Origin of the sequence: Acinetobacter sp. CIP 64.7 (assembly GCF_000369745.1) — a bacterium.
GTDB classification, from domain to species: domain Bacteria; phylum Pseudomonadota; class Gammaproteobacteria; order Pseudomonadales; family Moraxellaceae; genus Acinetobacter; species Acinetobacter fasciculus.
In genome coordinates, this window is sequence record NZ_KB850179.1 from 1,016,442 (window position 1) to 1,038,899 (window position 22,458).

Annotated in this window: 14 protein-coding genes, 5 tRNA genes and 1 pseudogene; 14 read left to right on the top strand and 6 right to left on the bottom strand. The window is 43.7% G+C overall.

The window, feature by feature from the left end; genetic code table 11:
• Positions 1-191: 191 nt before the first annotated feature.
• Positions 192-1,532 carry an argininosuccinate synthase gene (gene argG / locus F890_RS11495; RefSeq protein ID WP_004279561.1) on the top strand — a complete coding sequence of 447 codons (1,341 nt, stop codon included), beginning with the start codon at positions 192-194 and terminating at the stop codon, positions 1,530-1,532.
• Positions 1,533-1,616: 84 nt separating this feature from the next.
• On the opposite strand, the gene F890_RS11500 is transcribed toward argG, so the two are convergent.
• On the bottom strand, positions 1,617-2,888 hold the full coding sequence (locus F890_RS11500; RefSeq protein WP_005266984.1) for a GGDEF domain-containing protein: 1,272 nt from the start codon (positions 2,886-2,888) through the stop codon (positions 1,617-1,619).
• Between the two features lie 152 nt (positions 2,889-3,040).
• Between F890_RS11500 and pyrC the strand changes: the two genes are divergently transcribed.
• The 13 genes and pseudogenes from pyrC to F890_RS11565 all read left to right on the top strand — a co-directional run bounded on the left by pyrC (position 3,041) and on the right by F890_RS11565 (position 13,787).
• Entirely contained in the window at positions 3,041-4,075 is a 1,035-nt protein-coding gene (gene pyrC, locus F890_RS11505; protein ID WP_004279558.1) for a dihydroorotase, read from the top strand.
• Positions 4,060-4,719, top strand: coding sequence for a ribonuclease T (gene rnt, locus F890_RS11510; protein ID WP_004279557.1), 660 nt, complete (start codon positions 4,060-4,062; stop codon positions 4,717-4,719). Before pyrC ends, rnt begins: the two co-directional genes overlap by 16 nt.
• 20 nt (positions 4,720-4,739) lie before the next feature.
• Positions 4,740-4,815: transfer RNA gene (locus F890_RS11515), tRNA-Glu, on the top strand.
• A gap of 162 nt (positions 4,816-4,977) precedes the next feature.
• Positions 4,978-7,473 (top strand): TonB-dependent receptor plug domain-containing protein, encoded by a 2,496-nt coding sequence (locus tag F890_RS11520; RefSeq protein ID WP_005266987.1) that lies wholly within the window; start codon positions 4,978-4,980, stop codon positions 7,471-7,473.
• 81 nt (positions 7,474-7,554) lie between these two features.
• A complete protein-coding gene (locus tag F890_RS18830) occupies positions 7,555-7,713 on the top strand; it encodes a hypothetical protein (RefSeq protein ID WP_005266989.1) in 159 nt (52 codons plus the stop codon).
• Between the two features lie 177 nt (positions 7,714-7,890).
• Positions 7,891-7,966, top strand: a tRNA-Glu gene (locus F890_RS11525).
• A 114-nt stretch (positions 7,967-8,080) separates the two neighbouring features.
• Complete coding sequence (locus tag F890_RS11530) at positions 8,081-9,493, top strand: amino acid permease (protein WP_004279544.1); 1,413 nt, start codon at positions 8,081-8,083, stop codon at positions 9,491-9,493.
• Positions 9,494-9,574: 81 nt separating this feature from the next.
• Positions 9,575-10,467: pseudogene (locus tag F890_RS11540) on the top strand (alpha/beta fold hydrolase).
• A 244-nt stretch (positions 10,468-10,711) separates the two neighbouring features.
• Positions 10,712-11,587, top strand: coding sequence for an alpha/beta fold hydrolase (locus F890_RS11545; protein WP_005266993.1), 876 nt, complete (start codon positions 10,712-10,714; stop codon positions 11,585-11,587).
• Positions 11,588-11,760: 173 nt separating this feature from the next.
• Positions 11,761-11,836, top strand: a tRNA-Glu gene (locus tag F890_RS11550).
• A 24-nt stretch (positions 11,837-11,860) separates the two neighbouring features.
• Positions 11,861-11,936: transfer RNA gene (locus F890_RS11555), tRNA-Glu, on the top strand.
• Positions 11,937-11,982: 46 nt separating this feature from the next.
• Positions 11,983-12,058, top strand: a tRNA-Glu gene (locus F890_RS11560).
• A 307-nt stretch (positions 12,059-12,365) separates the two neighbouring features.
• Positions 12,366-13,787 carry an iron-containing redox enzyme family protein gene (locus F890_RS11565; RefSeq protein ID WP_005266994.1) on the top strand — a complete coding sequence of 474 codons (1,422 nt, stop codon included), beginning with the start codon at positions 12,366-12,368 and terminating at the stop codon, positions 13,785-13,787.
• 66 nt (positions 13,788-13,853) lie between these two features.
• Here F890_RS11565 and F890_RS11570 read toward each other — a convergent pair whose 3' ends face one another.
• The 5 genes from F890_RS11570 to F890_RS11590 all read right to left on the bottom strand — a co-directional run bounded on the left by F890_RS11570 (position 13,854) and on the right by F890_RS11590 (position 22,455).
• The gene (locus F890_RS11570; RefSeq protein WP_005266995.1) at positions 13,854-15,098 is read right to left on the bottom strand and encodes an NADH:flavin oxidoreductase/NADH oxidase family protein; all 1,245 of its coding nucleotides are present in this window, start codon (positions 15,096-15,098) and stop codon (positions 13,854-13,856) included.
• A gap of 130 nt (positions 15,099-15,228) precedes the next feature.
• A complete protein-coding gene (locus F890_RS11575; RefSeq protein WP_005266998.1) occupies positions 15,229-16,239 on the bottom strand; it encodes an ABC transporter permease in 1,011 nt (336 codons plus the stop codon).
• Entirely contained in the window at positions 16,239-17,285 is a 1,047-nt protein-coding gene (gene yejB, locus F890_RS11580; protein ID WP_005267000.1) for a microcin C ABC transporter permease YejB, read from the bottom strand. The genes F890_RS11575 and yejB overlap by 1 nt, the downstream gene beginning before the upstream one ends.
• A gap of 24 nt (positions 17,286-17,309) precedes the next feature.
• Positions 17,310-19,151, bottom strand: coding sequence for an extracellular solute-binding protein (locus tag F890_RS11585; RefSeq protein ID WP_005267001.1), 1,842 nt, complete (start codon positions 19,149-19,151; stop codon positions 17,310-17,312).
• A gap of 10 nt (positions 19,152-19,161) precedes the next feature.
• On the bottom strand, positions 19,162-22,455 hold the full coding sequence (locus F890_RS11590) for a LysM peptidoglycan-binding domain-containing protein (protein ID WP_005267003.1): 3,294 nt from the start codon (positions 22,453-22,455) through the stop codon (positions 19,162-19,164).
• Between the last annotated feature and the right edge of the window lie 3 nt (positions 22,456-22,458).

Here is a 22,458-nt window from a genome sequence, read left to right on the forward strand (position 1 = left end):
TCTTTGTTTTCAGCAGGATTCTGGTGAAAATCGTGCGATTTATGATTATTTAAGCCTATTGAATAGAGATTTTAAAACGAGTTTTTCTTTTCTAAAGCAAACCTAAATAAATTAATGATACAATTGATGCAATATGTATTTTTTCAGGCCACCAATTCTGGCGTGCCTATTTCATATCATTAGGATGAACAATGTCTGATAATGCAACTATCTTGCAGAATGTCCCAGTAGGTAAAAAAGTTGGTATTGCCTTCTCTGGTGGTCTAGATACTTCTGCTGCTCTTTTGTGGATGAAACAAAAAGGCGCTGAACCTTATGCTTACACAGCTAACTTGGGTCAGCCAGACGAAGACGATTACGATGCGATTCCAAAAAAAGCTGAAGCTTATGGCGCAGTAAAAGCACGTTTAATCGACTGCCGTTTACAGCTTGCATTAGAAGGTATTGCTGCAATTCAATGTGGCGCGTTCCATATTTCTACAGGTGGTATGCCTTATTTCAACACGACACCATTGGGTCGTGCAGTAACTGGCACCATGCTGGTAACTGCCATGAAAGAAGATGACGTTAACATCTGGGGTGACGGTTCGACTTATAAAGGCAACGACATTGAACGTTTCTACCGTTATGGCTTGTTGACCAATCCTGCGCTTAAAATCTACAAACCTTGGTTAGACCAAACTTTCATTGACGAGCTGGGCGGCCGTGCAGAAATGTCACAGTTCCTGATCGACAATGGTTTTGACTATAAAATGTCAAAAGAAAAAGCTTATTCAACTGACTCAAACATGCTGGGTGCGACGCACGAAGCTAAAGATCTTGAATACCTGAATGCAGGCATCAAAATCGTTGAGCCAATCATGGGCGTTGCGTTCTGGAAAGATGACGTAGAAGTAAAAGCTGAAGAAGTATCGATTACTTTTGAAGAAGGCTTCCCGGTTGCTATCAACGGTCAACGCATTGAAGATCCAGTTGAATTTATTCTTGAAGCGAACCGCATCGGTGGCCGTCACGGTCTAGGTATGTCGGATCAAATCGAAAACCGTATCATCGAAGCGAAATCTCGCGGTATCTATGAAGCTCCGGGTATGGCGCTGCTTCACATCGCTTATGAGCGTCTGGTAACGGGTATTCATAACGAAGATACGATTGAACAATACCGTATTAACGGTCTACGTTTAGGTCGTTTGCTTTACCAAGGTCGCTGGTTCGATTCTCAAGCGCTTATGCTGCGTGAAACTGCACAGCGTTGGGTTGCTAAAGCAGTTACCGGTACTGTAACGATCGAATTGCGTCGTGGTAATGACTACACCATTATGAATACTGAATCTCCGAACCTCACTTATGAAGCTGAGCGTTTGACTATGGAGAAAGGTGATTCTATGTTCTCGCCGATGGATCGTATTGGTCAGTTGACCATGCGTAACCTGGATATCACGGATACTCGTGCGAAACTGGGCATCTATACAGAGACTGGTTTATTGGCAGTTGGTTCAGCATCTGCAGTGCCACAACTAAAAGACAAAAACTAAGTTTTAGTCCTTTTTAGTTTCATAAAAAACCGCTCCTGATGAGCGGTTTTTTATTGAGGGTTCGTTTATTGATTGTAATAATCTCTAACCATTTGCGATATCTGAATTGACTGAACGAATGGACTGATAATAAATCTGGTTGCGTCCAAGCTGTTTGGCACGATATAGCGCCTGATCCGCGATTCCCAATAAGGCGTCTTTATCAATATCATCTTCACCACGATAAACGGTAATGCCTAAACTGATGGTGATATGTTTCGCAACCAAGGATTTTTCATGTGGAATTTCCAGACGATCAATCGCCTTAAAAATATTTGAAGCCACCGCATAAGCACCATGTGCATCCGTTTCTGGCAAGAGCACCACAAACTCCTCCCCGCCATAACGCGCGACAAAGTCCATATGTCGGATCGCATTCTTGATGGTTTTGGCAATAGTCGAAATGACATCATCACCTTTCTGATGCCCATAAAAATCGTTGTAATTTTTAAAGAAATCTACATCGATAAACAGAATTGCCAATGCCGTTTCTTCACGATGTGCACGTTCGAAATGGACTTGCAGCGTCTCATCAAAAGTCCGTCGATTGGAAATCTTGGTCAGCTCATCGTACTGACTCAAATGTAATAATTCGTTGGTATGGATACGCTGGATCTGCTCACTGATTCTGGCGCGAATGCTATAGAGAAATATCACACGCTCACGGGCAAAAATCATATGGCTAATCACATAACCCAGCAAGCAACTTCCAATTAAAATCCGGCCAAAAACCATAGGATTAAATTCAACTGACAGACCGAACAATACAATAATGGTGGTTGCGGCGGCGAGCAGTCCGGTGACCAGCATCTGAATCGGCTTAATACCGGTCAGAACATAACCCAGGATATATACGATCGTGACTATCGCCATGGATTGATGCTGCAAGGCATCAGTTTTAATCGACATGGTGATACATGAAATTGACACCTGTACCCAGAATACCAACAGCATCGAAGCCTGAGGAAAAAAGCGCTTGATCTTGGGTAAGCACGAGAACATATAAAAGATAATTAGCGACACGCCGCCATTGAGCAAGCCCAACATACACAGGACAAAATCATGTACGAAATATTCTTTGCTGATGCTCCAGTAATCTGTGGGAATCATCACCGCCAAAAAAAGGAAATAGGCTAGTACTCCAGCCCACACATATTTTTCGACATGTTTGCGGGCGCGTTCCAGATTTTTGGTCCAGAATTCTTGTTCCAGATTTTGAGGGAAGACCGGGCCTACACGCTGGCTTTGCCGTGTAATCAGTTGTTCTATGTCTTCTTTATCATCTTGCAATTTCGCTAGATTGTACTTGTATTCCATTGCCAAGTATTTATGTAATTTTTTTATTAATTTTAAAATAACATACTTTTTAAAATTAATTTATACATATCCCTTATTTTGTAGCGCTTTCTCGTTACCATTTTTACTATAGATGGATTATCATTTGTTTTATTTGTTCGACTGAATTTGCCTTGAATACGATTACGATTCTCCAGCCAGATGATTGGCACGTTCACCTGCGTGATGGTTTAGCACTTCAACGTACCGTTCCCGATTTAGCCAAGCAGTTTTCTCGCGCCATTTGCATGCCAAATCTGGTGCCACCCGTTAAAACTGTCGAAGAAGCCAATGCCTACCGTGAACGTATCATGGCACATGTGCCTGAAGGGGTAAATTTCGACCCGCGTATGGTGCTGTATTTCACTGACAACACCCCGGCAAGCGAAGTTAAAAAGATCAAAGAATCTGCGCATGTCAATGCCATCAAGCTCTATCCTGCGGGTGCGACCACCAACTCCGATAGTGGTGTGAGCGATATGAGCAAAGTCTACGGCGTAATTGAACAGCTTGAAGAACACCAAGTGCCTTTATTGCTACATGGTGAAGTGACGCATAATCATGTCGATATTTTTGACCGTGAAAAGCGTTTCCTGGATGAAGTGCTGGCTCCCTTACTCAGACAATTTCCCAAGCTGAAACTGGTGCTCGAACACATCACCACCAGCGAAGCAGCAAACTTTGTACTTGAGCAAGACCGTAATGTCGCTGCAACCATTACGCCGCAACATTTATTGTTTAACCGCAATGACATGCTGGTTGGTGGGATCAAGCCGCATTTCTACTGCTTGCCGATTTTAAAACGTCAAACGCATCAGCAAACTTTACTGGAAGTCGCAACCAGCGGTAATCCTAAATTTTTCCTGGGAACAGATAGCGCGCCGCATTCAAAAAATGCAAAAGAAAATGCGTGTGGCTGTGCAGGATGTTATAGTGCGCCGACTGCCATTGAGCTGTATGCTCAGGCATTTGATCAAGTGGGTAAAATTGAACGCCTGGAAGGTTTTGCCAGCCATTTTGGTGCAGACTTCTATGGCCTGCCACGTAATACCAATACCATTACCCTAGTTAAAGAAGATCAAGTAATCCCTGAAAGTTTAGACTATCTGGATGGTGAACAGATTATCCCACTGTATGCGGGTAAAACCATTCAATGGAGAAAAGTGTGACAAATGAAACGCTCCCAATCATTGGTCAACGTTTTCGTGGATTCTTACCTGTAGTTGTCGATGTCGAGACTGCAGGTTTTAATGCGCAGACTGATGCATTGCTGGAAATAGCGGCCATTCCGATTGTTTATAATGAGGAGGGTCAATTTGTGCCGGGTCAAGCTTACCATGCACATATCAATCCTTTCGAAGGGGCAAATCTCGACCGACGTTCGCTGGAGTTTATTGGGATCGATCCTTCGAATCCGATGCGAATCGCAATGGCCGAAGATGAAAAAACTGCACTCAAGCGCATTTTTAAATCGGTGAATGAAGTGCGTCGCCAGCAAAATTGTACCCATGCAGTTTTAGTCGGACACAATGCACATTTCGATTTAGGTTTTCTTCAGGCCGCGATTGCGCGTACCGGAACCAAAAACCAGAACCCGTTTCATAGTTTTTCTGTCTTCGATACAGTGACTTTAAGTGCGGTGATGTTTGGTCAGACCGTACTGGCAAAATCCTGTATTCAGGCTGGGATTGAGTTTGATGGCAAAGAAGCCCATTCTGCATTATATGATACGCAGAAGACCGCTGAACTGTTTTGCTATATTTTAAACAAACTCGCACCTCACCTGCTTGACACTCTGGTGGCGGATCAATAAGATACCGCCATCTTCTAAACGTCCCTATCGTCTAGAGGCCTAGGACATCGCCCTTTCACGGCGGTAACCGGGGTTCGAATCCCCGTAGGGACGCCATCTATTTTTCTCTTCTTTATATTTCTTTGATCAGCATCTTAAGCTGCTCAAGTCTTACACTTTCACCAATTAATCAATGAAAATAATTCTCATTTTCATTGATTACCACACCATAGTTAATGATAATTACTTACATTATCTTTCTCATAATCAAGCTCTCTCATGCGTTTTGCTTATTCTCCACTTTCTATTGCGGTTTTAACTGCATTGAGTTCAACTGTTTTTGCTGAAAAATCCGATCAATCAGAACAAGTCAAATCACAAGCTTCTGTTAAGTTTTCCACCATTGTGATTAAAGCTAAAACAGAAAATGAGGTGGGGAAAACGGTTTACAATAAAGAGGACATACAGCAAATACCAAATGGCTCTAAGACCATCACTGAATTATTAAAAGTTAATCCGAATGTACAATTTGATTCAAACGCACGTAGTGGATTGCAGCAAGGCGAACTCAACGCGACGGATATCAGTATTAATGGCAGCCTACCCTACGATAATAAGTTTTTGATCAATGGCCTCAGCATTAATAACAACATTAATCCAGGTAGTGATGCAAAAAGTAATACCCTGAATGAAATGATGGAAAGCTCACAAGTAGTGACGATTAATACTAATCTGCTGTGTAAAATCACCCTACTTGATAGCAATGTGGGTGCCGAATTTGGTGAGTTCACAGGTGGCGTAGTCAGTGCAGAAACCTGTGCTCCCCAAACCGAAATTGGTAAAATTCATGGCAGCCTGAGCTATGACTATACTTCTGATCATTGGTCAGACATCAATTTCCCTAGTAAAGAAGCAACTGAAGAATTTGAAAATTCAACCAGTGAAAGCAAACAACCTTTCTTTACACGTCAAGGGATCAGTACAACGTCTTATGGCAAACTTGCTGAAAGTTTGGGTTTCAATGCATTTGGTTCATATCGCCGTGCAGATATTCCTTTAAAAACAAGTATTGCTAAACCAGATTCTTATGAACAAAAACGAGGTTCAAACAATGCAGGTATAGAGTTTTTCTATACTCCCAGTGACAATACGGTTTTAAAGATTGGCACACAATTCATGGAATCGAGTGGTGACTATTTTCTTTCATCGACTCATAACTCCCAAAGCTCACATATATCAGACAGCCAAAGTCTCTATATCAACTTAAAAAATAAATTGAATTCAGTTGAACTTGAGCAACAAGTCAATTATCAAATGCAGACTGCAAACCGTAAAAGTGCGACAGATAATATTTCCTGGTTGAAATCATCAACCAAAAACTGGAAGTCCTCGGGTATACAAATTGAAGGCAGCTTCGGAAGCACTCAGCAGCAGGAAGAAAAACTGGAATATAGTCTTAAGGCATTATTTGAACCCATTCAAACCCAGCACACGACCCACACGTTCAAAATGGGCGGAGGATATGGACACTACAATGCTCATTGGGAACGTCCTGTCACAACAAGCATTTATTCTAGTGCGACTGGAAATATTGCCAATCTCAGCTGTTATTCAAATACTGGTAATAAATATGATGCATGTGATGAAGGAAATGGCCAAGACGGACAGTTTCTAAAAAATCGCACCTCTTATTTGGCAGGTAAAACTGAGGTACAGCAAGACCGTTGGCATGCATTTTTACAGGATCAGATTCAATGGGACAGATACTTCACAGCAACACTTGGCTTTCGTGCAGACTATGACAGCTTAACTAAAAATAATAATGTTGCACCACGTAGCTCATTTGTTTTTAAACCTTTTGCTAATGAACAATTATCCTTTACCACTGGCTGGAACCGCTACTATGGTTTAAATGCCTTTTATAATGAATTACAAGATCAAAAAGGTTTATTGATCATTCGCCAAACACGTGACAACCTATCAGCTGACTGGAAAGAAAAAGCATATGCCGGTTCTTTTACTTATCGTTCGCAGCTTGATACCCCTTATGCAGATGAAACCATGTTCGGAATCAATGCTGAATATGCAAATAGCCGTATTGGTCTAAAATGGGTTAATCGTCAAAATAAGGACCAGATCCGCCGCACAGAATCAGTTAAAGATCCAGTCATTTCAACGAATCGCTTTAGCTATACTTATGATAATGAAGGTAAATCTGAATCTAATATTTATACCTTAAGTGTGATTAACATTAGCCCATTGAAGTTATTTGGCACACAGCATTTATTCAGCCTAAATGCAGATTATACTGAAACCCAGCGTAACTTCGACTCATACAGCACAGCGTATTATACCGGCACACCCATCATCTACTACGATGGTAAATTGATCAATGCTGAAGATAAGCCATCTGAAATCTTTAATACTCCCTGGACAACACGTTTAGGTTGGAATATTAAATTTGACCGGATTCCTTTAAGCATTAATAACTTCATCAATTACCAAGGCAAAGTGGATGCCATGAAGAAAATATCAAAAGGTTATTCTGATAAAAATAATGAACAATATGATATGTATATCCCATACACCACCAAAAATACCTTCTACTGGGATGTACGGACGACCTATGATATTTCTTTAAATAAGGGCCTTAAAGCCATTTTAGGTTTGACGATTAACAATGTGACGAATCGTGATAATTTTTATCTGGATTCGGGTATTGTCTATCCACAAATCGGCCGCCAATTTATTGCGGATGTTACTTTTAAATTCTAGAGCCTGAATAGGTACATGCTGCTGCTCTTTTAGATTTGCTTAGGCTATAATCAGACTAATTTTAAGATTTGAAATTTTTCCATGCTCAAGAAATTCCTGCTTGTTTTACTTATTTTGGCACCTTCGGCACTGTATCTCTATATCGTCAACCGTGATGATGACAACACTGCGGAGACTGAGACAGTGTCAACCCCAGCTGAAAGCTCTCAGCCTGAGCAATATCAAACTCCAGATCACTAAGTTTTAGTGATCTTTTCAAATATTTATTTTTTATGGTCTTGAAATCTGTTCAGAAAATAACATCTTAATAAAATAAAGTTTTTGTTTTGCCTAATGTTTAAACTGTTAAATGAATTTTAGCAAAAACCCTTTTGACAAAACCCGGCTTAATCCTTAATATACACATCACCTCATAACGTCCCTATCGTCTAGAGGCCTAGGACATCGCCCTTTCACGGCGGTAACCGGGGTTCGAATCCCCGTAGGGACGCCATCTATTGATCTCATACGATCAGACCTTATTCGAAATTACCATTATTCGATTGCAGATTTGTAGTTTTTCACTACAATAGCTCGCTTCATTCCTTTGAAGTATTTCTTATTTCCTATGCACTCATCTCCGAATGATGCTACGCATCAGGGCAATTCTGCGCCTTTAAAACGCGCTATGAGTACTCGACATCTGGTCATGATTTCGCTTGGTGGCGCAATCGGAACAGGCCTATTCTTAGGGTCGGGTGAAGTCATTGCACAAACGGGGCCTGTAGGTGCCATTCTCGCTTATCTCCTGGGCGGTATTATCGCGTACATGGTGATGCTATGTTTGGGCGAACTCGCCGTTCATATGCCAGAATCTGGTTCATTTGGTGCTTATGCCAAACGTTATATTGGACCAGGCACAGGCTATACCATCACCTGGTTATACTGGCTGACGTGGTCGGTCACTCTCGGAACTGAATTTACTGCAGCGGCCTTGCTGATGCAGGAATGGTTCCCGGACATTTCCATGTGGTTATGGACCATTATTTTTGGTGTCTTCGTATTTAGTCTCAATATGATTTCTACCCGCTGGTTTGCCGAATCCGAATTCTGGCTGGCACTGGTGAAAGTGGTCACGGTTGTTGCTTTTATTCTTTTAGGTCTATTGGCCATCTTTGGTGTTCTGGGCTATCAGGGCTATGAAGCTGCACCTTTATTTACCAATCTGACGGCACAGGGCTGGTTCCCTGAAGGTCTGTTCCCGATTTTTGCCACAATGCTGATCGTGAACTTCGCCTTCTCTGGTACCGAGCTGATTGGTGTGGCTGCCGGTGAAACTGAAGATCCTGCGAAAAATGTTCCTAAAGCGATTAACACTGCGATTTTCCGCTTATTAATTTTCTTTGTAGGTACGATCATTGTGGTAACAGCCTTACTTCCGCATCAGGAAGCAGGCTTAGCTGCTGAAGGTGTAAGCAGCAGTCCATTCGTAACCGTATTCCAGCATATTGGTATTCCTTATGCTGAAGACATCATCCGTTTTGTGATTATCACTGCGTTGTTGTCTGCTGCTAACTCGGGCCTGTTTGCTGCTTCACGCATGATGTGGTCATTATCATATAGCAAACAGTTACCTGCCGTATTCTCAAGACTGAATGCTCGCGGTGTACCGTATATTGCAGTCATGGTGACCATGCTAGGTGCATTGCCAGGTTTATTGTCTGAACAGTTTGCGCCAGAGACGATCTTTACCAACTTGCTGGGCGTTGCGGCATTTACCATGGTGGTGGTCTGGATGAGTATCTGCTTAAGCCAGTTCAACTTCCGTCGTCAATGGTATAAACAGGGTCATACGGCCAAAGAACTGGGCTTTGCTGCACCATTGTTCCCGATTGTGCCAATCCTGGGCTTTGTGTTCTGTTTTATTACCTGTATCAGTATGGTCTTTGATCCATCAATGCGTATCAGCTTCATAGGCTGTCTGCTATTTATTGCAGCGTGTTATGCAAGTTATTATGCCTTTTATCACAACAAGTCTTAATCATCAGTTTTAAAAGAGCGGCTCCGGTCGCTCTTTTTTATCTATACTATAACCATAGTGGGCAGCCTTAAGGGTGCGTCGATGAAAATTGTGTTTATTCACGGCATGAACAAGCAACAATATACGGCTACTTCATTACGTCAACATTGGCTGCATCTCTTCAAAACAGGCCTTCGGAAAAACCCACAACAGCAAGCCCGTTTTACTTATTTAAAACGGCATATCCGTATCCCTTTTATGGCGATTTACTTTCTCGGCATCATTTTCATAACGTCTTGAATGCCAGCACCCTGATGCCGCAACAGTGGCCGCATTTCCCTTTTTTACATCCCGCACAGCTGCAACCAGCACCGCCACCAGATCAGTGCACCTATCAAATTTGTGACGTCCCGCAGTTAAATCTTGATGATGCCCTAAATTTCAATCAGAAACTGAAATTCATTACAGCATTAAGCAAAGATATCGCTTTGCGGGATTTTGCGGTACTCATCAATTATTTTCCCAGCTTACCTGCTAGCTTTTTGCATAAGTTTTTGCTGGAAACTTATCTTTATTTGGCCAACCCGGATTTTATGCAGGAAGTTCACCGCCGCATTCATGATCAACTCTATAGCATTAGGCCACAGATTCTGGTGGCACATTCGCTTGGCAGCGTGATTGCCTATAATTATTTGATTCAGCATCCGGAGCTGAATATCAAGCGTTTTATTACCCTCGGATCACCGTTAGCATTTCGGGTCATCCAGGCTCATCTGCCGCAACCGATTGTACGACCTGCTGCACTTTCAGGCGACTGGATAAATTTCTATTGTAGCGATGACTTTCTGACTGCCTTTCCATTATCAGAACCACCCTTCCAGTTTCGGCCATCGATTATTAATCAGGAGATTCATACCTCCATCTATCATCCGCATGATATTGATGGTTATATTCAGCATCCGGACGTCATTAAAGTGCTCCTGGAATTACTCTAAGACTCACGCCAAACTCTAAATTCAACTTTTACCGTTCCATTCATATTCTTTTTCTATTCAATAAAGTCTTTCATCCAGACCTACCAATTTACTGCTTTTTCTGCTTTTTTATAAATATACAGATGTCTGTTAATGATTGTTTTATCAAAGATAATTTACACATTAACGCCACAAAAAGTGCAGCTTGGCTTGCCTCAATTTTCTCTATACTGTGAATATATAGATCGACCTCCGTGAGGTATCGATGAAAGTTATTTTTATTCATGGAATGAACCAGCAACATCATAGTGCTGCATCGATTCGTCAGCGCTGGCTGCATATACTTCAAAAAGGCATTCGCAAACACCGTCATGATGCCAGATTCAGTTATTTACTGCGTCACATTCACATTCACATTCCATTTTATGGAGAATTGCTTTCACACTACAACGTTCGCAACATCCTAAATGCTGGCACCTTAATGCCTCAGCAATGGCCCAGCTTTCGTTTCCGTCAACCTGTCCATCCTCAGCTTCCTGCACCAGTCCCGCGTCCTGGTTGGCGCAAGCCCGTGATTTCCGATCTTCCCCAGCTTCATCTGAATGAGCCGATGGATTTCAAACAGAAATTCAAATTTATTACCACGCTAAGCAAAAATGTTGCACTGCGAGACTTTGTATTATTGCTTAATTATTTTCCCAGTCTGCATCGTAGTCTGCTTCAGAAATTTCTGATTGAAACCTATCTGTATCTCGACAATTCTGGTTTCATGAAGGAAGTTCATGAGCGGATTGCCCGGCAATTGAATGGTCGCAAACCTTGTATTGTGATTGCTCATTCTCTGGGCAGTGTGATTGCCTATAATTATCTTATTCAGCATCCTGAACTGAATGTACAGCGTTTTATTACTTTAGGATCGCCATTAGCCTTCCAGGTGATCCAGTCACATTTACCGCAACCCATTGTACGACCTGCTGCAATTACAGGTGACTGGATAAATTTTTATTCAACTGATGATTTTCTTACCGCCTTTCCTCTTACACAACCGCCATTTCAGTTTCAACCCGCCATTATTAACCACGGCATTCGTACCCATATTCACCGCCCGCATGATATTACCGGCTATTTACTCCATCCGTAGGTGGTAGAAGCAATTCTGGAATTGCTTAAAAATCCGACTTAAACCATGTAATTTTCCAGTATTTCCACAAGATTGTTTTAAATTTACGCACTCAATCCAGAAAATCATTTTTTTTATGGAAATGCGTTTGACACCCCCCTGTTTTCACCCTATTATACGCCCACCTCTGAAACGTCCCTATCGTCTAGAGGCCTAGGACATCGCCCTTTCACGGCGGTAACCGGGGTTCGAATCCCCGTAGGGACGCCAATTTTTAGAAGTACATTTTATTAAGTCCCTATCGTCTAGAGGCCTAGGACATCGCCCTTTCACGGCGGTAACCGGGGTTCGAATCCCCGTAGGGACGCCATTACTTCAAGCTAAAAGTAGCGGTTTTAAAATTTATCTTCTGTACTGTCCCTATCGTCTAGAGGCCTAGGACATCGCCCTTTCACGGCGGTAACCGGGGTTCGAATCCCCGTAGGGACGCCATATTCGAGATGGCAACATCTCAACAAAAAGCCCGAGCATTGCGACTCGGGCTTTTTTTATCTTGCAAATTTTATTTCTCGAATCTTTAAACCCAGTTTTTATCATTTGTTCAAATTCCTCCCTCACTCTTTCGGCTGCCATCCCATTCTTAATTTTACAATTTGTATTGTTTTAACATTTCTATGCATAGAAATATCCGTTCATTTTCATTTAAAGCAATATACCAATAAATTAGAACAAAAATTCAACACCCTGCTTTTAGAGGGCACGTTAAGGTAAATCAAGAGAAATCTGCAAGGATCAGATTATGTTCGTCAGCACAGAGCTAAGTTTACCTTTATCGTCAAATAAAAATCATAATTATCAAATTAAAAGCTTTAAGGATTGGGTCAACTTTTTTCAAGATACTGAAATTTCGACATATACCAAAACCGAAAAAGCCGAATCTTATTTGAGCGATCTGATTAAAAATTTAAATATTGATACTCTCGGATGGTTGGATCAGCCTGCACAGGTTGAACAGCATCTTTTAGAACAACATCATCAGGTTTGTGCGACTTTCCAGACCTATGTCAATCGCCGGAAACAGCACAAAGCCCGGGAATATTTTCCGACGGTTTCCCATGCTTTCGAATTTCTGGCGAAAGTTGCACCGGTCAAACTGGTCGATGGTGCCTGGTTATATTCAACCGTGCAAAATTGCAATCAGTCCGAGCTGAAAGATTTGATTTACATCTATCTGGAAGAGCTTGGTTTAGGGCATCCACGTGCCAATCATGTCACCATGTATCAGGACCTGTTGAGTCATTATGAGCTGAACAGTTATGCCGAGCATTTAGATGACAGTTACTACGAACAGGCTGCCGTACAGCTCGCACTGGCTTATGCCCCGGCCAAATATCTACCTTTGGTGATTGGCTTTAATCTCGGTTATGAACAGTTACCGCTGCATCTATTAATCACCAACTATGAACTGGCTGAACTGGGTATCGATCCGCATTATTTCAATGTACACATTACTATTGATAATGCTCACAATGGTCATGCGCAGAAATCCCTGCAAGCATTTATCCAGCATTTTAATCATACTGAAGATCCACAAGCTTATCTGGATCTGATTAAAAAAGGCTATGTCCTGAATGACGTCGGCAAAAGTTCTTCTCAGATTATTAAGGAACTGGATATTGGGCAGATGGCTTTAAAAGTTTTCCAGAATAAAGCGCTGATTGGTCAATATATTCATAATCAGAAATGCCAGTTTAGTGGCAAGACCATCAATGACTGGTTATCCGATCCTGCCCAGATTGCCGAGTTTTTGCAGGTGATGATTGAAAAAGGCTGGATCGTAAAAGATGCACCAGTGGAACAAAGCCGTTTTTGGAAAATGATCGATCATCCGGAAGGTAAAATGTTTGGGGTCTTTAATGCGACCGAAAAACAGATTATTAAAGACTGGATTCAGGGTATTGGCTTGGCAACTCGTCTGTCGTCACGTAGTGCAACTCCTTCACAGGCAAAAATTGAACCTACCATGAGCCGCATGGACCAGCAGCGCTTGAATCAGTTAAAAAGCCGCTTCATGCGCTGTGAAGGTGCTGAACAGAAAATTGATTTACTGATTCCTTATACTGCGCCGCATATCCATTACACCGAAATAGGCTTATGGGCGACTCGTCAGTTAAGCCAGTTATTATTTCCTTTCCAGACCCAGGCGATGCATTATTCCTAAAACACCCCTAAGTGCCAGAAATTAAAAAAACCGGACATTTGCAGTGTCCGGTTTTCTTGATAAAAATTAAGCTGATTTTCGCGAGTTTAATTGTCCTTTGATCACCGCTTTGACATTGCCTTTCAGATACTGCAAAAAGACTTTTAGGGGCGACAGTTTCGGATTAGGCTGCTTGCCTTTGGCAATTTCCTTAAACTGCGCGGCATACCAGATGATTTCCATAATCGCCATTTTGTCGACCATTGGAATACCGGTTTTAATTTTCTCAACTGCATAACGTACATCCTGCCCTGCAACCAGACGATTGCCCAAGTCAGGTTCTACCGCAAAGGGACGTGCAATCCCGACAAAATCACAGGCACCACTATCAAGCGCGGCATTCATGCCTTCAACTGTTCGGAATCCACCAGTGACCATGATATGGCACTTCACTTCCTGCCGGATTTTTTCGGCAAAATCGAGGAAATAGGCTTCACGGGCAATGGTCGAGGCCTTGCGCTTGTCTGCTTTCACGCCGGCCATCGCAGGTGCTTCATAGCTACCACCTGACACTTCAATGATATCAATGCCTGCAGTGTCCATCGCCTTAAAGACATAAATGACATCTTCTTCGCTAATACCGCCGCGCTGGAAATCAGCTGAATTCAGCTTGACTGAAATAATAAAATTTTCCGAAGTCGCAGCACGAACAGCCTGATAGGTTTGCAGCAAGAAACGGGTACGATTCTCAATACTACCACCCCATTGATCCTGACGCTTATTGGTCAGCGGTGACAGAAACTGGCTAATCAGATAACCATGTGCCCCATGCAACTGCACCCCCTCAAATCCCGCTTTTTCACAGATTGCAGCCGAAGTGGCAAAGCGCTGGATAATATCCAAGATTTCATCTTCACGCAATTCCCGTGGGGTTCCAAAGCTCATGGCCAAAGCCGGACTAAATGGGACTGCGGACGGTGCAACCGTTTCTTTATTCAGACCTTTAGGACACTGGCGACCCGGATGCGACAACTGGACCAGTTGTACCATGCCATGTTGTTTGCCTACGTCAGCCCAGACTTTGAGCTGCGCCAGATCGCGTTCTCTTTCTACCACTACGACGCCCGGTTCATTCTTGGCACGATAATCCACCATAACATTACCCGTAATAGCACAACCCAAGCCACCTTCGGCCCATGCTTCATACAACTTGAAATGTGCCTGATTGGGCTGGCCGGCATCATTGGCCAGTGCTTCACTCATGGCACCTTTAATGATGCGATTTTTGAAAGTGGTATTACGAATTTGAATGGAATCGGCCAATTGAGTCATGATCTGTCCTGATACGTTACTTTTATTTTGTACTCGTTTATAACGTAAGCCAGAACAATTGACAATCAGTCTTGTCAAATTTACACAATTTTTATCTGCTTATTTTTTCATGGTTAAAGATTTTTGTGATTTAGTTTCTTGGATCAAAAGCATCCCGTACCGCTTCTCCCATATAGATCAACAAACTCAGTACAATCGCCAAACTAAAGAATCCGGACAATGCCAGCCATGGCGCATTTAAGTTGTTTTTGGCCTGAAGCAAGAGTTCCCCTAGGGATGCCGAATCGGGTGGCAAACCATACCCTAAAAAATCCAGCGCTGTCAGTGCAGTAATATTGGCGGTTAACATAAAAGGTAACTGTGACAGGCTAGAACCTATCACATTGGAGAGAATATGTTTGAACATAATCCTTCCATCCCCCGCCCCGATACTTCTTGCTGCCCAGACATATTCCAGATTTCTGGCGCGCAAAAATTCAGCGCGCACCATACTCACCAGTGTGGTCCAGCCAAATAACAGCATGATCAGAAACAGCCAGTAAATACTCGGACTAAACAGACTGACCAGTACCATCACCATAAATAGCATCGGCAAACCGCTCCAGACTTCGAGTATACGTTGCCCGATCAGGTCAATCCATCCACCATAATAACCCTGAATTGCCCCTGCTAAAATTCCCAGCGCCGCAGACAATAGTGTCAGTGCAAAACCAAACAGTAATGAAATTCTTAAACCATATAGAATCCGTGCCAGAACGTCACGGCCCTGGTCATCTGTTCCCAGCCAGTTTTGCGCACTCGGGGGCGAAGGCACCGGTTCAGCCAGTTCAAAATTTGGCGTTTGATAGGAAAACGGAATGATGGGCCAGATCGCCCAGCCTTTTTTTGCAATCATTTGCTGCACAGCCGGATCTTTATATTCTGCTTCTGTCTCAAATACTCCACCAAACGTGGTTTCTGGATAGGATTTCAGGATAGGCAGATAAAAAGCATGATCATATTTCACCAGCAAGGGCTTATCGTTAGCAATCAGTTCTGCACCCAAGGAAATAATGAAAATAGCACTGAAAATAATAAAGCAGCTAAAGCCCAGCTTATGCTGCTTAAAACGTTGCCAGCGTACTTGCATCAAGGAAGACATTATTGTGATCCTCGACGTGAACTGAAATGAATTCTTGGATCAATCAGTTGATAGAGCAAATCGCTGAGTAAACGCAGTATCAGACCGAGCAAGGTAAAGATAAACAAAGTACCAAAAATCACCGGATAGTCACGCTGGATAATCGCCTCAAACCCTAAAACACCTAACCCATCCAGATTAAAGATAATCTCGATAAACAGGTTCCCCACGAAAAATACCCCGATCAGAACTTCGGGCAAACCTGCGATGAGCACTAAAATGGCATTCCGGAATACATGCCGATATAGCACTGCATGTTCAGTTAAACCTTTTGCCCGTGCAGCCAGGACATATTGCTTGCTCAGCTCTTCCACAAAGGAAAATTTGACCAGATAGGTCAAACTGGCAAATCCGCCGAGCACCATGGCCAACAGCGGCAAGGCCATATGCCAGAAATAATCCTGAATTTTCGCAAAGAATGAGAGTTCAGCAAAATTTTCAGAGCGAATTCCCTGCAAGGGAAACCATTGCAGATAAGATCCGCCAGCAAAAAAGACGATGAGTAAAATGGCAAAAATAAAGGCTGGAATGGCATAGCCTACGGCCAACACTAGAGAGGTAGTCTGATCAAACAGACTGCCATGTTTTCGGGCTTTTCTAATCCCTAAAGGAATGGAGACCAGATAGATCAACAAGGTACTCCACAAGCCTAAAGAAAGCGATACTGGCAATTTTTCCCAGATGAGTTCAGTCACAGGCTTGTCTTTGAAAAAACTCTGCCCCAGATCAAACTGCGCATAACGCGTTACCATTTCCCAAAAGCGGATATGCAGCGGCTGGTCAAAGCCATACTGGATATTGATCTGCTCAAGCATCTCCGGTGTGAGGCCTTGCTTTCCCTGATACTGCAATCCCGTATGTGCCAAACCATTAACCTGTTGCGCCTGATAAATCGCCTGCTCCACCGGACCACCGGGTGCCAGCTGGATCACCATGAAATTGATCAGCAAAATGATCAGCAAGGTTGGAATCATCAGCAACAGACGTTTGAGAATATAAGTGCTCATGGCACTCCCTGATAGGCTTGGAGCTTAATGCTGTTTGAAATAATCAGCCACATGTCTGGCCTTTGCCGCATCGACCCACCAGTAATCAATCCCGGCGGAGAGTTTAGGTTTTCGTTGCGGCTGCTGATACATATTCCAGTAAGCATACCAGTATTCGCCCGTACCATAAGTCAGAATATGATAATAGCCTGCACGCAGTAAACGGTCTAATGCTCGGGTACTATTCACCAGCTGTTCACGGTTTTGAGCCTGAGTCACCTGCTGAATGACAGCATCAATGGCCGGATTTCGAATGCCGGCATAATTATAATTACCTGGCTGCGTGGCGGCCTGACTGCCCCAGAACTGTTTCTGCTCCTGCCCCGGTGTCAGGGATTGCGGCATGGTATCAACAATCATATCAAACTGATAATTCCGCAGCCGTTCATAATATTGCGCGGTTTCTACCATACGAATGCTGGCCTGAATGCCCAAGCGTTTTAAATGACGCAGATATGGCATCAGATCACGCTGTTGCTCCGCCTGATGCAACAGGAACTCAATTTGTACCGGTTGACCCGAAGCATTAATCAACTTCCCCTGTTGATAACGATAGCCTGCCTTTAATAGCAATTGACGGGCTTTTAACAGATTGTTCCGGTTAAAACCGGAGGCATCTGACTGAGGATATTTCCAGTCCTGCAGTACAGCCTGACGTTGAACCGGATCAAGCTGCTTTAAATGGGGTTTTAAAATGTGCAGTTCTTGAATGCCTGGCCGTCCATAAGATGCAAGCTCGCTATTGGAAAAAAAGCTGTTCAGGCGCTGATATTCACCATAGAACATGGCTTTATTCAGCCATTCAAAGTCATAGGCAAAACTCAAGGCTTGCCGGAAACGGATATCGGCAAAAGGCTGACGGCGGGTATTGAATATCAGACTCTGGGTCGGAATCGGGTTGTGATGCTGAAAGCGGTAACGCTGCACCTGTCCTTGCCGAACGGCAGGAAACTGGTAGTCTTTCACCCAACGGTTGACCTGTTTTTCCTCATGCAAGGTAAATTGGCCCGACTTGAAAGCTTCAAACTTGATTTCAGGACTACGATAATAACGATACTTGATCCGGTCAAAATTATAACGCCCGCGATTGACCATCAAGTCTTTGCCCCAGTATCGGGGATTGCGTTTGTAGCTAATACTACGTCCAGCATCTATGTGTTCAATGACATAAGGCCCTGAACCCAGCATAGGTTTCAACGTCAATTCTTTAAAATTACGCTTTTGCCATTCCTGTTTAGAATAAATGGGCATCTGCGCGACAATCATCGCCATTTCCGGATTATGTCCAGATTTAAAATGCATTTTGACCTGTAAAGGTGACAGGACTTCCAGCCGGTTTAAATCAGCCAGATACATCTGCAGGCCAAAATTGGACTGGGTCTGAAACAACTCAAAACTGTATTTGACATCTTGTGCAGTCACCGGCTGGCCATTGCTAAACCGTGCTTTGGGATTTAAATGAAAAATAATAAAGGCGGTTTTCTTGGGGTCAAAACTGACTTTTTCCGCCAGCAAGGGATAGTACACACCGGGCTCATCTAGTGACTTGGACAGCAAACTGTCAAAAATATAGTTGCCCCCTTCAGTGACATTGCCCTTGCCATTCATGCTGTTCAAATTATCGAAACTGCCATCAGCTGCCAGAATCAGCGTACCGCCTTTCGGTGCTTGCGGATTGGCATAAGGCAGAGATTTGGCCTGGGCATATTTCGGCTGGCTATGTAGTGCAATATATGGAGTCGTGATCAGGGCTGCCCAACTGCTACTCACGAGCAGCGGGGCTAGCCAGATAAATCTGAAAGTTTTAAATAAATGAGCGAATCTCATGATCCATTCATTAATTCGGCACTTTAATCACATCACCAATACGCAATTGTGTATTTGGTTTGAGATCATTCATTTCCGCCAGTTCATTGCTGTTCAGACCATAACGTGAAGCCAGACCGATTAAGGTATCACCGCGTTTGACTTTATAATCCGTCACCAGTTTTGGAATCTGGATCGTTTGACTGACACGCAATCCTGCGCGTGGACTCAGATTATTTAACTGAGCCAGGTCGGTCACGCTTATGCCTAAACGGCTGGCAATTGCATTCAGGGATTCACCTGATTTTACCGTATAGGATTCAGTTGCCTTAGAAGCTACAGGCTTAGCTGCCACTTTCACGTCTTCAACTTTTTTATCTGCCGGAAAGTCACCATCAATTTTTAAACGCTGACCAATACGCACTGAGCTATTGGTATTCAGACCGTTTAAATCTGCCAGATATTTCAGTTGTAAATGATACTGACGCGCAATAGAGCTTAAGGTTTCACCTGATTTCACCACATGCGAATCCGATTTTGCATTCTTCGTCGCAGTTTCAGCAACCACTTCACGTACTGGTTCTGCGACTTCACCACTCAGTTTCAGACGCTGCCCCACTCGCAAACCTGCATTACGTGACATGCCATTCAGGCTCGCCACCTGGTCCATTGACAAATTATATCTTGCGGCAATGCCGGTCAGCGTATCACCCGATTGAACCGTATAGGTTTCAGGGACCTGACTTTCGGCTGGAATCTTGATGGTCTGACCTATACGTAAACCACTATTGGCAGACAAACCATTCAGTACAGCCAGTTCAGAGACACTCAGCTTGCTTTGACTGGCAATGCTATATAGGGTTTCACCGCGTTTGACCTGATAGTTTTCAGTTGCAGTCTGATCGACTTTGACATTTTCAAACTTCTGCTCAGTTTTCTGGCTAGATGCCGTTAGCTCTTCAACTTCCTGAAGCGGCACATTGATTTTCTGACCCACCATCAGACTGCTACCGGCAGTAAGACCCGACGTTAATGATGCCAGTTCGGTATTTGAAAGCCCGTAACGATCGGCAATCAGTTTCAGATACTCACCGCGTTTCACTGTATAGGATTTGGTCTGAACCTTGGCAGTTTCAGCTTTTTTCGTGTCTTCAACTTTGGCTTTGGACTGCCCTGTATCTTTCAATGACAGCTTTTGCCCAACAAACAGACCACTATTGGTGCTCAAGCCATTGAAATCAGCCAGTTGTTTCACGCTAAAACCAAACTGATTTGCTACGCTGGTCAGAGAATCATTGGCCTGAACCACATAAGTTTCTGGCTTTTCTTTGGCTTTGCTGGCTTCCTGTACAGGTTTGGCATCATACAGATAAATGGTGGTGCCCACATACAGCGGAGAATTTGGATCAATCTGGTTCCATTTCGCTACATCACGCCAGTTCACGCCATTTTTGGCCGCAATCATTGCCAGATTATCACCTGGTAACACTTTATAGGTGCTGCGTTTGCCTTTTGGAGCGACCACCACTACTTCAGAATCGGTCTTGACGTAATTTTTGCCCTGATTCAGCTTGGCTTCCACCGAGTTCGCAGTGGTATTGTCAGCAACTTCTTTCGGATAAGAGAAGCCTTTGGTGAGTTCCTTGCCTTGCTGCTCAGCCACAGACAGGCTGGTTTGAATGGCAGTCAGCTTGATTTTACCGTCATAAGGATCAACAATTTCTGTGCCTGCCGGTGCCAATGCTTTCAGCTCTTCAACCACTTGGGCCTGTTCTGCCGGTGTTGCGACAGGCTGCAGAATTTCATCTACAGTTTTCTGAATATCCTGTGCAGTGGCCACCTGCTGAACTTGCTGACGCTCAGCTGCCGAAATCGGTGGTTCGACCTGAATCTGTTTCGCTGGCGCTGCAGGTGTTACAGCTACCGGAATGCGCGGCGCACTTGGAATTGGCAAATCACTTTGTGCCGCAAAACTGGCCAAGGCAGATGAGCCTAGAGGCGTCGAAATCTTTTTCGTAGTCTTCGTTACAGTATTTGCCGTTGTCGCGGTACTTACCGCTGCTGTGACAACAGGTGGCGTACTTGTAGCTTTAGCCGGAGTCGTTGTTTTAGCAACGGTCGTTGCAGGCTGATTACTAACAACCGCTGGCGGCGTCTGTTTAGAAGGCGTAATCGTTTTCGTATTTAATTCTGGCGGTGCTGCTTTGGTTGGCACCCCTGTCGTCGTATTTCGCGGCAGGCTGTTCGTGTTACTCGCCCATAAACCACCTGAACCGGATAATTTTTTCAGCTTTTCATCGACTGAAGGACTTAAATCAGCTGGAATCAGAATACGGCGCGGACTTGCAGGGTCAATATGATCACCACGATGACCCGGGTTTAATTGATACAGTTCTGCACGGCTTAGACCAGTGATGGCTGCAATTTCATTTAAACTGGCAACGCCCACTGGCACTTCACGGAAATGCGGACGGTTGGCAATCGGTGGCAAACTCACCCCATAACTGCCCGGATTTTTAATAATTTGTGCAACCGCCAGGAAACGTGGCACGTAACTCATGGTTTCTTGTGGCAGTTTCAATGACCAATAATCGGTAGGCAGACCTGCGGCTTTATTACGGTTAATTGCCTGCTGGATACGTCCTGGGCCTGCATTATAAGAAGCAAGCGCCAATTCCCAGGAACCAAACTGGTTATACAGACTGCCCAAAAACTCATAGGCTGCACGGGTCGATTCCACCACATCACGGCGACCATCGTATAATGAGGTCTGCTTTAGACCATAAATACGACCGGTACTTGGGATAAATTGCCATAAACCTGCTGCCGCCGCACTACTGGTCGCAGCCGGATCATAAGAACTTTCAATAATTGGTAACAGCGCCAACTCGGTTGGCATGCCACGGCGTTCTGCTTCTTTTACTGTGTAATATAAATAACGTGATGCACGCGCACTTAAGCGATCCAGATAAGGCTGACGTGAAATAAACCAGCCACGCTGCGCATCAATCCGCGGATTCCAGACACTTAAGTCCATCTTGAAACCCACGGTCATGCGTTTCCAGACATCACCATGTTTCAAAATCTGTAAACGGTCACCTTCGACTGCACGCATATCCGTTGCAGAGAGTAGATCTTCGAGTCCATCCAGACTGCTGGCATCCAGATATTGTGATCCAACTTGCTTGCTTGATGCTGTTTGGGTCGCACTTTGTGTAGATGAACAGCCCGTCAGTCCTAGAGAAGCAAGTGCAGTTCCCAGTACAGAATATTTTAAAAATGTAGGTAATGTCGGCTGCCACAAAATTGCGGTTGGTTTATACATAAA

Bases quoted from the DNA above. Each gene is read 5' to 3' on its own strand.
- F890_RS11585 (WP_005267001.1), bottom strand. From the start codon at position 19,151: ATGAGATTCGCTCATTTATTTAAAACTTTCAGATTTATCTGGCTAGCC.
- F890_RS11565 (WP_005266994.1), top strand. From the start codon at position 12,366: ATGTTCGTCAGCACAGAGCTAAGTTTACCTTTATCGTCAAATAAAAAT.
- F890_RS11530 (WP_004279544.1), top strand. From the start codon at position 8,081: ATGCACTCATCTCCGAATGATGCTACGCATCAGGGCAATTCTGCGCCT.
- F890_RS11500 (WP_005266984.1), bottom strand. From the start codon at position 2,888: ATGGAATACAAGTACAATCTAGCGAAATTGCAAGATGATAAAGAAGAC.
- F890_RS11520 (WP_005266987.1), top strand. From the start codon at position 4,978: ATGCGTTTTGCTTATTCTCCACTTTCTATTGCGGTTTTAACTGCATTG.
- F890_RS11545 (WP_005266993.1), top strand. From the start codon at position 10,712: ATGAAAGTTATTTTTATTCATGGAATGAACCAGCAACATCATAGTGCT.
- F890_RS11575 (WP_005266998.1), bottom strand. From the start codon at position 16,239: ATGTCTTCCTTGATGCAAGTACGCTGGCAACGTTTTAAGCAGCATAAG.
- argG (WP_004279561.1), top strand. From the start codon at position 192: ATGTCTGATAATGCAACTATCTTGCAGAATGTCCCAGTAGGTAAAAAA.
- F890_RS18830 (WP_005266989.1), top strand. From the start codon at position 7,555: ATGCTCAAGAAATTCCTGCTTGTTTTACTTATTTTGGCACCTTCGGCA.
- F890_RS11590 (WP_005267003.1), bottom strand. From the start codon at position 22,455: ATGTATAAACCAACCGCAATTTTGTGGCAGCCGACATTACCTACATTT.
- rnt (WP_004279557.1), top strand. From the start codon at position 4,060: ATGGAGAAAAGTGTGACAAATGAAACGCTCCCAATCATTGGTCAACGT.
- yejB (WP_005267000.1), bottom strand. From the start codon at position 17,285: ATGAGCACTTATATTCTCAAACGTCTGTTGCTGATGATTCCAACCTTG.
- F890_RS11570 (WP_005266995.1), bottom strand. From the start codon at position 15,098: ATGACTCAATTGGCCGATTCCATTCAAATTCGTAATACCACTTTCAAA.